The sequence below is a fragment of the Nocardioides rotundus genome (assembly GCF_019931675.1).
Classification (GTDB): domain Bacteria; phylum Actinomycetota; class Actinomycetes; order Propionibacteriales; family Nocardioidaceae; genus Nocardioides; species Nocardioides rotundus.
This window is the reverse complement of sequence record NZ_CP082922.1, coordinates 3,878,126-3,890,866: the sequence shown is the minus strand read 5'-3', so window position 1 is coordinate 3,890,866 and position 12,741 is coordinate 3,878,126. Positions and strand designations below refer to the sequence as shown.

Annotated in this window: 11 protein-coding genes, 1 pseudogene and 1 other annotated feature; of the genes and pseudogenes, 9 read left to right on the top strand and 3 right to left on the bottom strand. The window is 65.3% G+C overall.

From position 1 onward, the window contains the following. Positions 1–438 precede the first annotated feature (438 nt). The 6 genes and pseudogenes from K8W59_RS19140 (at position 439) to K8W59_RS19115 (ending at position 6,291) form a co-directional block, all read left to right on the top strand. Positions 439–1,717 (top strand): annotated as a pseudogene (locus K8W59_RS19140) (IS3 family transposase). Then, positions 738–887 (top strand) — a sequence feature (AL1L pseudoknot). It overlaps the preceding pseudogene by 150 nt. After that, positions 1,714–1,950 carry a hypothetical protein gene (locus tag K8W59_RS19135; protein ID WP_223396576.1) on the top strand — a complete coding sequence of 79 codons (237 nt, stop codon included), beginning with the start codon at positions 1,714–1,716 and terminating at the stop codon, positions 1,948–1,950. Before K8W59_RS19140 ends, K8W59_RS19135 begins: the two are co-directional and overlap by 4 nt. After that, positions 1,947–2,279 (top strand): hypothetical protein, encoded by a 333-nt coding sequence (locus K8W59_RS19130; protein ID WP_223396575.1) that lies wholly within the window; start codon positions 1,947–1,949, stop codon positions 2,277–2,279. The genes K8W59_RS19135 and K8W59_RS19130 overlap by 4 nt, the downstream gene beginning before the upstream one ends. A 151-nt stretch (positions 2,280–2,430) precedes the next feature. Beyond that, positions 2,431–2,892, top strand: a complete 462-nt coding sequence (locus K8W59_RS19125; RefSeq protein WP_223396574.1) for a hypothetical protein — start codon at positions 2,431–2,433, stop codon at positions 2,890–2,892. Between the two features lie 100 nt (positions 2,893–2,992). Next, positions 2,993–5,206, top strand: coding sequence for an AAA family ATPase (locus tag K8W59_RS19120; protein ID WP_223396573.1), 2,214 nt, complete (start codon positions 2,993–2,995; stop codon positions 5,204–5,206). 2 nt (positions 5,207–5,208) lie between these two features. Next, entirely contained in the window at positions 5,209–6,291 is a 1,083-nt protein-coding gene (locus tag K8W59_RS19115; protein WP_223396572.1) for a 5-methylcytosine restriction system specificity protein McrC, read from the top strand. 2 nt (positions 6,292–6,293) lie between these two features. Here K8W59_RS19115 and K8W59_RS19110 read toward each other — a convergent pair whose 3' ends face one another. Then, a complete protein-coding gene (locus K8W59_RS19110) occupies positions 6,294–6,821 on the bottom strand; it encodes a hypothetical protein (protein WP_223396571.1) in 528 nt (175 codons plus the stop codon). A 15-nt stretch (positions 6,822–6,836) separates the two neighbouring features. Continuing rightward, positions 6,837–7,829 carry a hypothetical protein gene (locus K8W59_RS19105; RefSeq protein WP_223396570.1) on the bottom strand — a complete coding sequence of 331 codons (993 nt, stop codon included), beginning with the start codon at positions 7,827–7,829 and terminating at the stop codon, positions 6,837–6,839. A 242-nt stretch (positions 7,830–8,071) separates the two neighbouring features. Here K8W59_RS19105 and K8W59_RS19100 point away from each other — a divergent pair, with 242 nt between their 5' ends. Further along, a complete protein-coding gene (locus K8W59_RS19100) occupies positions 8,072–8,923 on the top strand; it encodes a hypothetical protein (protein ID WP_223396569.1) in 852 nt (283 codons plus the stop codon). Here K8W59_RS19100 and K8W59_RS19095 read toward each other — a convergent pair. Continuing rightward, positions 8,920–9,726: a DUF488 family protein, N3 subclade gene (locus tag K8W59_RS19095; RefSeq protein ID WP_223396568.1), complete on the bottom strand. Its 807-nt coding sequence runs from the start codon at positions 9,724–9,726 to the stop codon at positions 8,920–8,922. The two genes, K8W59_RS19100 and K8W59_RS19095, sit on opposite strands and share 4 nt — an antisense overlap. A 3-nt stretch (positions 9,727–9,729) precedes the next feature. Here K8W59_RS19095 and K8W59_RS19090 point away from each other — a divergent pair, with 3 nt between their 5' ends. Together K8W59_RS19090 and K8W59_RS19085 are read left to right on the top strand one after the other, a co-directional pair. Next, complete coding sequence (locus tag K8W59_RS19090) at positions 9,730–10,422, top strand: ATP-binding protein (protein WP_223396567.1); 693 nt, start codon at positions 9,730–9,732, stop codon at positions 10,420–10,422. Then, on the top strand, positions 10,419–12,530 hold the full coding sequence (locus tag K8W59_RS19085) for a hypothetical protein (protein ID WP_223396566.1): 2,112 nt from the start codon (positions 10,419–10,421) through the stop codon (positions 12,528–12,530). Before K8W59_RS19090 ends, K8W59_RS19085 begins: the two co-directional genes overlap by 4 nt. The last annotated feature ends 211 nt before the right edge of the window (positions 12,531–12,741 follow it).

The window sequence follows — 12,741 nt, the reverse complement described above, 5'->3', positions numbered from 1 at the left end:
AGCCGATCCGCCACCGGGTCGCTCCGCGAGCCCATCCCTTCTGGGAGGGCTCGCTTCTGTGACGTGGCGCCACAGGGGACAAGCGTGCCGCTCGGACGAACCCTAATGTCTACCCCTTAGGTAGATCTTGACATTGACAGCGACTTGTCAAAGTTCGCTGCATCTCGACAACAACTGAGTGCCAGGACGGAACACCTGGTGCCAAGAGCCTGTGTGAGCAAGCGAGATGGGGTGTGATCCAGGTGCTGCTCATGCAGACGATGCCAGAGTGCCGGTGGCTCGGATTATCATTCCAAGTGCGAAGGCGCTTGGCCCTCGCCCTTGGTGGGAGTCCGCGCACGTCACAAGGAGAAGTACATGCCCGGTAACTCCAACGCCGTTAAGTGAATCGCCCTGGGTTTCTTGGAGGCTCCTGACCTTGGAAACGAGGATGGAGCCATGCCGAAGGAGCAGGTGCCCGGGAAGCCGCAGACGCGGCGCTACACCCCGGATGAGAAGGCAGCAGCGGTCCGGATGGTCCGCACGCTGCGAGCAGAGCTGGGAACCGAGCACGGGACGGTCCAGCGGGTCGCGACCCAGCTGGGCTACGGCGTGGAGTCGGTGCGGCAGTGGGTCAAGCAGGCCGACATCGACGAGGGCCACGCACCCGGTGTGAGCACGGCCGAGGCGAAGCGGATCAAGGAGCTGGAGCAGGAGAACCGCGAGCTGAAGCGGGCCAACGAGATTCTGAAGAGGGCCGCGAGTTTCTTCGGGGCGGAGCTCGACCGCCAACACAAGAAGTAGTCGCCTTCATCGACGCCAACCGCGACGACGTCGTGGGCGGCAAGAAGCTCGGAGTCGAGTCCATCTGCAGCACCCTGTCCAAGGCAGGTCTGCAGGTGGCTCCGAGCACCTACTACGCCGCGAAGTCCAGGCAGCCGTCGGCGCGGGAGGTCCGCGACGCCGAGTTGCGGCCGGCGCTGCGGAGCCTGTGGGAGGACAACTACCGGGTCTACGGGGCACGGAAGCTGTGGAAGGCCGCCAAGCGTGACGGCCACGACGTCGGCCGTGACCAGGTCGCTCGCCTGATGCGCGCCGAAGGGATCGAGGGCGTACGGCGCACCAAACGGGTCCGCACCACCAGACCGGACCCCGCTGCTGCACGGCACCCGGACTTGGTGAAGCGGGACTTCACCGCCACCGGCCCGAACCAGTTGTGGGTCACCGACCTGACATTCGTGCCGACGTTCGCCGGGATCGCCTACGTCTGCTTCATCGTCGACGCGTTCTCCCGGATGATCGTGGGCTGGCGGGTCGCGTCGAACATGCGCACCGAGACGGTGCTCGACGCGATCGAGATGGCCCGCTGGTCCCGCGGCACCCAGCTCGAGGGTCTTCGGTGTCACAGCGACGCCGGCAGTCAGTTCACCAGCCTGCGATACGGGGAGCGGCTCGCCGGGATCGGCGCCGTTCCGTCGATCGGCACCGTGGGCGATTCTATGACAATGCGCTCGCCGAGACGGTCAACGGCTACTACAAGGCCGAGCTCATCCGCGGACCAGCACGACCTGGCCCGTGGCGCACTGTCGACGACGTCGAGCTCGCCACCCTCGGATGGGTCCACTGGCACAACCACCAGCGGCTCCACGGCTACCTCGACGACCTACCGCCGGTCGAGTTCGAAGGGAGGTTCTACGCTACCCAGCAGGGCGAGAGCGTCCTGGTTGAAATCAAATGACCAGAGCCTCCATCAGCCCCAGGGCGATTCAGGACGAGAAGATCCTGATCAACGTCAAGGAGGCCGCCTGGATGCTCTCGCTGCCCGAGCACGCGATCCGCCAGGCCGTCACCGCCGGCGACGTCGACCGGGTCTTCATCGGAGCGGGAACCAAGAACTACCGGATCGTGTACGGCTCCCTCCTGGCATGGGTCAACGACATGCCCCGGCACTCGAACAGGAGCTGGTGGTGACCTACGACCCGAACGAATGGGACGCACCCGACCCACTCAAGCTCCTCGTCTCCGCAAAGCGAGTCGCCGCCGAGCTCGACGTCCCGATCTGGAAGGCCAACGAGATCTGCTGGTGCCTCGACCGACGCTTCTACTCCGCAGGGCAGAGCCACTACCGCGTCACGGTCGCCTCGCTCAACGCGTTCAAGGAGCTCCTCGACATGGGCATGTCCATCGGCGCTGCGAGGGCCGTCATGTGGCAGTACAAGCAGGAGGGCGGTCTCCCACCCTCCGACCTGGAGAAGGAGACCGCGGACCGGATCTATTGGCGGTCCAGCAGACGTTGGTGAGGGTCAGCCACCGCCGACGACAAAGTGTCGGCGGCGGCGCCTACGGTCACTGCTTGTGAGATCTGCTGACGTTCAAGTTGCCCGTGGCCGCTTCCGGGCTGGTTGCTCGTGCGGGAGGACCGGGCGGTTGCCGGAGCTCAGGACCTCAGGCGTGGAGACCACGATCTTCAACGTCTTGGACTTCGTGCTCGGCTGCGGCAAGCAAGACGTGCCGGTCCCGTTCGATGGCCGGATGAATCTCGACATGCTGTTCGAGGCGGTGACCGGATTCAGGCTCGGCGTCGAGTACGACGGCGCGTATTGGCATCAGGGCCGTGAGCACTCTGACCGGCGAAAGGCCGAGGCGCTCGTTGCCTCCGGGTTCGTTCACGAGCTCATCAGAATCCGCGAGCGGCCGCTACGCCTGATCGGCCCGCTGGACATCACGGTGCCACGCGCAGCGAGCGGCCAGGAGATCGCAGCCATCGTCCTGGCGCACCTGGGGCATACCGTCGCGTACGACTTCGGCGAGCTTGCTTGCGAACGACTCGACTTCGCCCTCTACCGCCCGGGCCGGGCGATTGATTCCAACAGGGTCGCGTGCGGCGGATGCCGACGCATCATGTCCAGGTGACTGGCCGTGCCAAGCGGCCTTCCGGCCTCACGGATCTGTGGTCAGGCAGGTTTGTTCCTGCAAGCATGGCGACGATGTCTCAACCCGAAGGACGTGACTGATGAGCGCCGGCCAGACTGATCATGTGATGTGGGGCATTCACAACGACCAGGCTGACATCGACCCCATCGTCGACGGTGCGGTCCGCATCGGCTGGGACAAGGCCGGCGACCTGTCCAAGATTGCGCCCTCGCGCGATGCGTTCAAGCAGCATCTTGCGCAGACGATGCCCAACCTCGAGGCCAAGAAGATCCCCGGATCGGCGGGCACGCTGTACCGCTTCGTTCACAAAATCAAGGTCGGCGACATCGTCGTCACCCCGAACCGCAAGAAGCGGACCCTCAACATCGGCCGCGTCAGTGGCTCCTACGAATTCTACCCCGAGGCGCAAGTCCACCAGCAGTGGCGACCCATCGAGTGGCTCGCCGTCGACGTGCCACGCGACGAACTCTCCGAGGCCGCACAGAACGAACTCAGCTCGCTGATCACGCTCTTCAAGATCACCACGGGACGGGAGGAGATCGAGCAGATCATCGCGAAGCCGACCAGCGTCGAGGCCGACTTCACCTGGACCAGCTTCTATCCCGAGCTCGCGGACCGGATCCTCGACTACGCCAACGACCGAGATGCTCTACTTGAGAAGGTCTGGTCGGTCGCCGAGGCCTCCGGGGTCCCGCACCTGTTCAAGTACCTAAAGGGCGACCACCGCGTCGACGGCAGTTACGGGCCCTTGCGCGACGTCGACCCGTTCACCGTGCTCGCGAGCTTCAACCGCGGCATCAAGAATGACGCCCGAGCCGCGATCGCCGCCGCGTTCGCTACGGAGTTCGGCATCACCGCCCCCGTGCCGGTCGAGTTCTCCGGAGTGCCTGTCGCAAATAACCTGAAGTCGTGGTTCATCCGGTGGGAGATTGACCGCGGCCCCCACGACGTCGACACGCTGTGGCACCTCGCCGCCGCGGCAGTCGCGTACGCCAAACACGCCGACGAATCCACTCGGGAAGAACTGGTTAGCGCCTTCGACGAATGCCCACTCGGCAACACCCGCCTCCTGACCATGGGTCTGTACTGGATCCGGCCCGGCACCTTCGCGGCCTATGACAGCGTCAACGTGGCCTTCATCAAGAACAACCTGCCTGACCTGGCCGCCCAGCTCGCGCTCGGTGCGAAGATCACCGGCGAACAGTTCCTCGCCAACACGGAAGCCCTCCAGTCCTGGCTAGCATCAGACGCTTCGCCATACGACGACGTCTGCGACCTGTCCTACGCAGCCTGGATCGACACACTCGCTGCCCATGCCTCACAGGACGCCGCCGCCGGCCAGCCAGTCAGCGACGCACCCCTGGCCGAGGCCGCCGAGATCGCCGAGGAGCCTGGCGACCCGTACGACGTCGCCTCGATCCGCGACGACGGATGCTTCCTCGCCGAGGATGAGCTGCAGCCGATGCTCGAACGGCTGCGGTCGAAGAAGAACCTCGTCCTGCAGGGCCCGCCTGGCACGGGCAAGACCTGGCTCGCCCGCCGTCTCGGGTGGGCACTGTGCAGCGAGCGTGACACCAGCCGCGTGCAGATCCTGCAGTTCCATCCCTCGCTGGCCTACGAGGACTTCGTCCGAGGTTGGCGTCCCTCCACCAGCAGCACCGGCGGCGCGCTGAGTCTCGAGGATGGGCCCTTCCTCCAGGCATGCCAGCGGGCAACAGATGATCCGAACCGCGACCACGTGCTCGTGATCGAGGAGATCAACCGCGGCAACCCCGCCCAGGTCCTCGGCGAACTCCTCACGCTCGTCGAGGCCGACAAGCGCAACCCGAGTTCGGCGATGCGCCTCGCCTACCCACGTACGCCGGATGAGCGGTTCCACGTCCCGTCCAATCTGTACCTGATCGGGACTATGAACGTCGCCGACCGCTCACTGGCGATCGTGGACATGGCGCTGCGGCGCCGGTTCGCGTTCATCGAGCTCCGCCCACGCTTGGGGGAGGACTGGGTCGAGTACGTCAGCCAACTCGGCTACGACCCCAAGCTCTTGGAGATCTACGGCCAGCGCGTCGACGCCCTCAACGAGCAGATCAGCACCGACAGTGCGCTCGGCCGTCAGTACTGCGTCGGCCACTCCTACTTCACGCCCGCAGTCGAGCTCGATGCCACCGGCCTGGACACGAAACAGTGGTGGGAACGCGTCGTCGATACCGACGTCCGTCCGCTTCTGGAGGAGTACTGGTTCGACCGACCCGACCTCGGCGACGAGGCCTGCAAGAAGCTCCTCGGCGCCTGACCATGCAGATCCCGATCCGTAACCTGTGGCTGCTCCAGTTCTTCGCTTCCGATCTCTTCCGGATCGACGGATACGGACCCGTGTCCGCTGAGGACGCCCCCGAGGAGCTGCCCGACCTGGCTGCGCGGATCCTGGCTGACGAGGTCGCGCAACGACTGCACCGTGGCCTATCCGTCGGGTTCCGGTCAGTCACCCGCAACGAGCGACGCGTCCGCGGCAGGATCAATCAGCTCACCACCGAACGACACCAGCTGCTCAGCCGAGGCCAGGTCAACTGCACCTTCGACGAGATCGTCACTGACATCCCCTCCAACCGGCTCGCACGGGCCGCGCTAGAACGAGCCGCCGCGCTCGTCCCTGACCGGCCGCGGTATCGATCACTTGCCCGGCAGCTGGAGATGGCCGGTGTGCTGGGCGCGTGTCCCCGGCTCGCGGAAGTCCCGCACATTCGACAACAGCGGTTGCTTCAGCGCGATCGGACGATGCTGGCGGCAGCTGAGCTGCTGCTCTCCTTCGCCGTCCCGACCACCGAGGAAGGTGATCGGCACCTTCCGCTTCCGGCGGACGACGACCCCTACCTGCGCAAGCTGTTCGAGCACGCCGCCTATGGGATCTACCGTCACCACCTCGTGCCGCAGGGCTGGAAGGTGAAACACGGGCCCACCCAGCAGTGGGACATCTCCGAAGCCTCGACCGGCATGGCCGCCGTGCTGCCCAGCATGCAGCTCGACATCGTCCTGGAGCACCCCAACCCAGACGGTGCTGGGCCGCGACGGGTCGTCATCGACACCAAGTTCACCGCTGTCACGAAGGCCGGCCACTACCGGGCCGCGACACTCAGCAGCGGCTACGTCTACCAGATCTACGCGTACCTGATGTCCCAGGCGGCGGCTGAGGGCGACCACCCGTCTGAGGGGCTGATGCTCCATCCGGTCGTGGACGGTCACTTCGACGAGGAAGTCGTCATCCAGGGCCGGCGCATCCGGTTCGCCACCGTCGACCTGACCGCACCTGGCTGGCAGATCGCCGACGATTTCCTTGCCGGTGTCCTACCTGCGCACGGAGCCTTTGCGGTTCAAAGTTGACGCTACTTCGGCGGCACCGATCGGAGGACATCGTTCAGCTCCTCGTACGCATGGAACAACCTCGGCAGGATCATGGTGATCAGTAGAAGCAGATAGACGGAGGGCCAGGTCGGCAGCGAAGCAAGCAGGCCGTCGAGCCTGCGATTGAGGTTCATCTCGACCACAAGGATGATGGCGGTCAGCGCGGAAACGTACGCAGCAGTCAGAATGTGAGCGACTGTCTCGTCGAGGTACTGGCGGATTTGGGCTTCTCCGTCGGGAAACGTGCTCTCGCGCTCGGCCAGCTTCATCCGAAGACCGGCGATGTAGCTGAACGAACCGATCAGCCCTCCGGTAAGGAGTGCCACGCCGGTGAACCAACCGGCAGGCATCGTGATCGTCCCAACGAAGCCCATCACGACGGCGGCAGCCGTGGGGACTACCAACAGCACGGCGAGCGCAGTCCAGTCCCAGGTTCGACCGGGCCGGTGGTCTCGGAGAGATGCCAGGTGCCTGCCGAGCAGGCCCCAGGGGCTGAACCGATCGGTCATCTGGCCCTCCCTCCGTCACCAGTCGAGCTGCAGCTTGTGCTCTTTCGCTAGGGCCTTGACCTTGGTCTCGACCTCGGCCCTCCACGCGCCGGCCTTTGGGCGCTCGCCGTGCAGTCCCGGGAACGGGTAGACGAAGATTTCGTCCATCTTTCCGGGACTGAGGCGCTTCTCGCGGCCACCTTCGTCCTCGATCACCACCTCGCCATCAGTGAACCCCATGCCACCGACAGTTCCCGGGGTCATCAGGCTTGCGACGTCGCTGGCGCCGTCGGCGTCGGGATGACTCGTCCACTCCTTGACCTTGTCCGTCGCCTTCTTCAGCAGGGTCTGCGAATGGACGTGCTCGACGAGCACGAGCTGCTTACTGCGGCCGGCGCCGCTTGCCGTGGGAAGGTACTTCGTCACCTGGAGCCGTACCTTGGAGCCGTTGGCGATCAGTTGATCGAGCTGCGCAGGATCTGGGTAGGGATCAACCTTGATACGCCACCAGGGCGGCAGCACCCCACCCTTGGCCTTGCTGCGCGACGCACGCCGCGACAGAAGTCCCGACCACCGAGTGAACATCTCAGTCGGATGCGTTCGGCCCACCGTCTCGACAGCGAGAACACCGAGATCTCCAGCGGGAGGAAGAAAGAGCTCTACCCGGTAGGGCCGTGTTGTGGCCTTGTCCTCAAGCTTCGCCTCCTCAGCCGTGTTGAGTGCGAGGTCGTAGTCGCCCTGCCGGCCGTAGCGGAGCGATAAGGAGACGTGCGTACCTGAGCGCTTCGCACGCTCCCATCGACAGCTCAGCTCGGCGCCGGGGCTCAACTTGAGATCGTGCCCGTCATCGGTGTCGATGAGGATCGGGCGCCCATCCAGAACAATGTTGAGCTGAGGCTTGACGAGATCCTTGAGAACTTCGGCGTAATGCGTGTCGCGCTTGTCGCCAGCCTTCGACACATCGACGGCCGCAGGCTTGAACCCCTCGTGCAGCCTGAGCAGAAACAGCCGGAATCCGTACTGGGCCATCGATCGCGCTCCCTCCGAGCAGGTCGGGGCGTGGGCGTGCTCGCTCCATACTCACCTCGGCCGTGTGGTCCGCTACTGACGGTATTCGGCCGGAGGCGATCACAGTTGAGAAAGCTGGAAAGTGGTGTGTGTTCCACGCCGCGCGGCACGGAGTACCTGGGGCGTCCCGCAATCGGCCGAGAACTGTCGGTCCTGACCGCTACTTTCGGGGCCCAGCAACTCGATCACGCGAGGTGGTTGTGATGACGATGGAGACCCTGTTTGGCGACATGGTCGAGCACCCGACTGAGAAGCCGTCCGGCCCGGCGCGTCACCGCGTCCTCATCACAGTCAAGGCCGCCCCGAATCCATCGATCACGCACGGTGAGACGGTCTGCGTCGCTGGCGCTCTCCTCGGGGACTACGGCGCGACTGGATGGATCCGGCTGTACCCGATCAACTTCCGGCACCTTCCGTCCGCGACGGAGGACTTCAAGAAGTACGACATCGTGACGGTGGAGTGCCAGCCCGCCGGTGAAGCGCGGCTGGAGTCTTGGAAGCCGAACATGTCGACCCTCCATGTCGAGACCAACCTGCCGCCGTGGAAGCGACGGCAGCAACTCCTCGAGCCAATCATCGACGACGCGATGTGCCGAATCCGCAACGCCGCTAGCGCCGATGCAAAAGCTCGGTCGCTTGCCCTCGTGCGGCCGACCGAGATCCTCGGGTTCCGACTTGAGCCGCACCCAGGCTGGAGCAAGGACGAGCAGTCGAAGATCGACGCCTACGTCAACCAGCTCGAACTCGACGTCTTCGAGGAAGCCCAGGACAAGACCCCTCTCGAGCCACCTCGGTTCAGGGGCTTCTACAAGTGGCGTTGCGCCGATCCCAAGTGCACAACCCACGAGCAGTCGATCATCGACTGGGAGTTCGTCGCGCTACAGCGACACCTGTGGAACCGGTCCGACGAAGACGCGAGGGCAGCGATCCGCAAGCGCTTCTTCGAGGAGATCTGTGCGCCGGGCAACGACGTTGCGTTCTACGTCGGTAACCAGGCCAAGCGGCCCCAGACGTTCAGCATCCTCGGTGTCTACTACCCGAAGAAGGGAACCTAGATCGGGAGTGCGGCGACCGGGACCTCAGAGACGCCGACCACTTCATCGATGATCACCTTGCGGTGGCACTTCTCCACGTCCGTCTCGAAGCAGAGCACGGCGACGACCTGGTCGCGCACGAGCGCGGAGAGCTCCTCTAGCGACGACTCCGCCTCCGGCGACTCGAGGGCCTCACGGAAGACGCGCCGGCCCTCCTCGACGCGATCGTCCCAGAACGGTTCACGGTTCTGCTTCGCGTTTCCCAGGCTGCGCATGTGGCGGTACTCGATACCGACCGCTGCCAGGGCGTCGCGCAGGCGGGTCTTCGAGAACCCCGCTTTGCGGCTGATTGCATTGAGGCGAACGTCTGCGACCGTCTTCACTCCGGCTCGAACGAGCTCGTCAACGAAGGCTTCGATCGTGCGGCCCTCGTAACCTACCGAGACGATTCCGTGGGTCATGGCGGTGGCCTCCTGAGGTCGTCGGTTGGGTTCGGCGTCGTGCACCAGCTCGTCGATCGACACGGACAACGCCCGGCACAGCGCGGCGACCTTGAGGACGCCCGGATCCCGGGTCTGTCCCTGCTCGACCTTCATCAAGGTGTTGGTCGACAGTCCTGCGCTGGCGGCAAGTGTCGAGCGGGTGATCCCGGCTGCATGTCGACGGTCGATCAGGGCTTGGCCAAGGCGCGTGGGTCCTACGGATTCTCTCGAAGGCCGGCCAACCCGCACGCTCCGATCGTAGCAGTAAATATTTACTAGCCATGGATCTGACGGTTTGGCGTCACCTGGCTGACCTACGGCTCGGTCCGATGCGAGACTCATGCTGTGTCACTGCCCGTGCCAGCTGAGCGGTCCGTCGTCGACCAGATCAGGCTGCCGTTCTTAGAGTCATTGGCCGCCGAATGGGAGGCAGGGCGTCACGACAACGCGCTGGTGATGCTGCGCGAGCGCGGCGTCTCGAAGGACCTGATTCGTGAGCGGTACAGCGGGCGCTATCCCTTCGAGTTGCTGCAGAACGCCGAGGACGCAGCAGCTGAGAACGGCCTCGTTGGTCGCGCCCACTTTGAGGTGACTGACACGGCCCTCCTCGTCGCGGACAACGGCGCCGGCTTCTCCGCGAAGCACATACGAGCCATTTCCACTCTCGGAGCCTCAACGAAGGATCCAGAGACGGCTATCGGCTACAAGGGACTTGGCTTCAAGTCGGTCGGTGAGATCACCGATCAGCCGCAGATCGTGAGCCGCGAGCATTGGTTCGAGTTCAGTGCGGCAAGAGCTCGAGCTGCCATCACCGCAGTCACCGGCGAGCTCGATCACGACTTCCCGCTGCCGACGTACGCGTTGCCGTTCCCCACGTCTCCGGAGGACTTCGGCGATGACGCCCGTCGTGTGCAGGACCTGCTTGACGGTGGCTTCACGACGGTGTTCCGGCTGCCGTTCAGGGAGTCCGTATCCCGTGAGGCGCCCTGGAGCAGTTCGACGACATCGACCAGACCGCGACCCCGGCGGCGATCATGACCCGCCGGGTCGTCACCCCGCGCACCGAGATTCAGGGCGTCGAGACCCCGGCCGATGCGGTGGCGGTGAGCCTGGATCGCACCGGCCGGATCGAGCTGCCGCTGATCGCGGACATGCTCGGCATGAGCGAGGACGCGGCGCGCGGCGCGCTGACCGGGCTGGTGTTCACCGATCCAGTCACCGATGAACTCGTCCACGCCCCGGCCTATCTGTCGGGGGATGTGCGCACCAAACTCGACGCCGCCACCGAGCGCGCCGCCGACGATCCGGCATTCCAAGCCAACGTGGACGCGCTCACCGAGGTCGTCCCCGAACCGCTCGGCGTGCAGGAGATCAGCGCCCGGATGGGCGCGGTGTGGATCAGCGCCGAGGTGCACGCACAGTTCTTGAACGAGCTGCTGCGCACCAGCGACGTCCGGGTGGAGAACCCGCTGCCGGGGATGTGGGAGGTGCGCGGCGGCCGGGCCGGGCTGCTGGCGACCAGCGAGTGGGGCACCGAGCGCCGCCCCGCCCCGGACATCGCCCAGGCGGTGATGGAGCAGAAGACGCTGCTGGTCTACGACGAGATCGAGGACGTCGGCGGCAAGACCCGCCGCGTGCTCAACCCCCTGGAGACGACCGCCGCGCAAGAGAAGGCCGACGCGATACAGGAGCGCTTCGCAGAGTGGGTGTTCGAAGACCCCGAACGCGCCCGCACTCTCGTGGCCGAGTACAACAGACGCTTCAACAGCATCGTGCTGCGCGACTACACCGACGCGGGCGAGTATCTGACGCTGCCGGGCATGGCGGAGAACTTCGTGCCACGTCCGCACCAGCGCTCGGCGGTGGCCCGCATGATCGCCGAGCCGTCTGCCGGGTTGTTCCACGAGGTGGGTGCGGGCAAGACCGCCGAGATGATCATGGGCGTGATGGAGATGCGCCGGATGGGGCTGATCTCCAAGCCGGTGATCGTGATCCCAAATCACATGCTCGAACAGTTCAGCCGGGAATGGTTGCAGATCTATCCGCAGGCGCGGATTCTCGCCGCCTCGTCCAAAGACCTCACCACCGACAAGCGCCGCCTGTTCGTCGCCCGCGCCTCCGCAAGCGACTGGGACGGGGTGCTGCTGACCCAGGGCGCGTTCGAGAAGATCCCGCTGCGCGAGGACACCCAGCAGACCTACATCCAGGCGCAGGTGGACGAGATGCGGCAGGTGCTCGCCAACGCTGAGGGCGAGAAGCAGAGGAGCGTCAAGCGCATCCAGCGTCGGCTGCTGCAACTGGAGAACAAGGTCAAGGCCCGTGTCGACAGCGACCGGGACGTCGGAGTGTGCTTCGAGGACACCGGCATCGACTACGTGGTCGTGGACGAGATGCACATGTACAAGAACCTCGCCACCGACTCGAACATTCAGGACGCCGCCATCGAGGGCTCGAACCGGGCCAGCGACCTGCACATGAAGCTGGAGTACCTGCGCTCCCTGGGCCGCGAGCGGGTCGTCACCGGCGCGACCGCCACCCCGATCTCGAACAGCGTGACCGAAGCGTTCGTGATGCAGAAGTATCTGCGCCCGGACTTGCTGGAAGCCGCAGGCATTGGGGCGTTCGATGCGTGGGCGGCGACGTTCGGGCAGACCGTCACGCAGATGGAGATGGCCCCGACCGCGAACAACACGTTCCGCATGAAGACGAGGTTCGCGAAGTTCCAGAGAAGCGAGCCTTGGCACCCGAGGGGGCGAGGTCTTCGTGGGAGGCGGGCACGAACCGCGACCCCGGCTCCGTGCCGGGCTCAGGCTCGGGTGGGGGGGTTAGTGGACTTCGCGCAGGAAGCGGATCGTCGCTGCCTCGGCCAGCAGGCTCTGGTGCGCCTCCAGGTAGCGCCTCGGGATCTCGGCTTCCACCAGGCCCTCCAAGAACCAGACGGGCACGGCCCAGTCTTTGGCCTTCTGCTCCAGGTCGACCGTCGAGGGCAGCAGGTCGGGGGCGTCCTGCATCCGTTCGGCCCACATGATCAGGTTCTCGTCGTTCGGAGTGGTCTGGTTCCACTCCTCGCGGGCCTCGGCCAGCGGCAGCGCCGGGTCGTGCGTCCAGGCCAACTGGTTCATCACGACCTCCTCCGCGATCCGTAGCGCCGTCGTCCGGCGTGCGACCTCTTGTAAGTAAGTCTCTCGCGAAGAGCCCGTCGTCGCCAGCATCAACGCCGGGCTGCTCTCGATCTGCTGCGCCAGTTCGGTGATCTGCCCCTGCGCTTCCAGCCCCAGGTCGGTGAAGAACCGGGCCGGGTTCTCGATCCTCGCCAGCCGCTGCGGTGCGTGCGCTCTCCAGTGCTCTAGCGCCCTC

What these genes read in the sequence shown, in the direction of transcription:
- K8W59_RS19135 (WP_223396576.1), top strand. Translation starts at nt 1,714, where the DNA reads ATGACCAGAGCCTCCATCAGCCCCAGGGCGATTCAGGACGAGAAGATC.
- K8W59_RS19120 (WP_223396573.1), top strand. Translation starts at nt 2,993, where the DNA reads ATGAGCGCCGGCCAGACTGATCATGTGATGTGGGGCATTCACAACGAC.
- K8W59_RS19115 (WP_223396572.1), top strand. Translation starts at nt 5,209, where the DNA reads ATGCAGATCCCGATCCGTAACCTGTGGCTGCTCCAGTTCTTCGCTTCC.
- K8W59_RS19110 (WP_223396571.1), bottom strand. Translation starts at nt 6,821, where the DNA reads ATGACCGATCGGTTCAGCCCCTGGGGCCTGCTCGGCAGGCACCTGGCA.
- K8W59_RS19105 (WP_223396570.1), bottom strand. Translation starts at nt 7,829, where the DNA reads ATGGCCCAGTACGGATTCCGGCTGTTTCTGCTCAGGCTGCACGAGGGG.
- K8W59_RS19100 (WP_223396569.1), top strand. Translation starts at nt 8,072, where the DNA reads ATGACGATGGAGACCCTGTTTGGCGACATGGTCGAGCACCCGACTGAG.
- K8W59_RS19095 (WP_223396568.1), bottom strand. Translation starts at nt 9,726, where the DNA reads ATGAGTCTCGCATCGGACCGAGCCGTAGGTCAGCCAGGTGACGCCAAA.
- K8W59_RS19085 (WP_223396566.1), top strand. Translation starts at nt 10,419, where the DNA reads ATGACCCGCCGGGTCGTCACCCCGCGCACCGAGATTCAGGGCGTCGAG.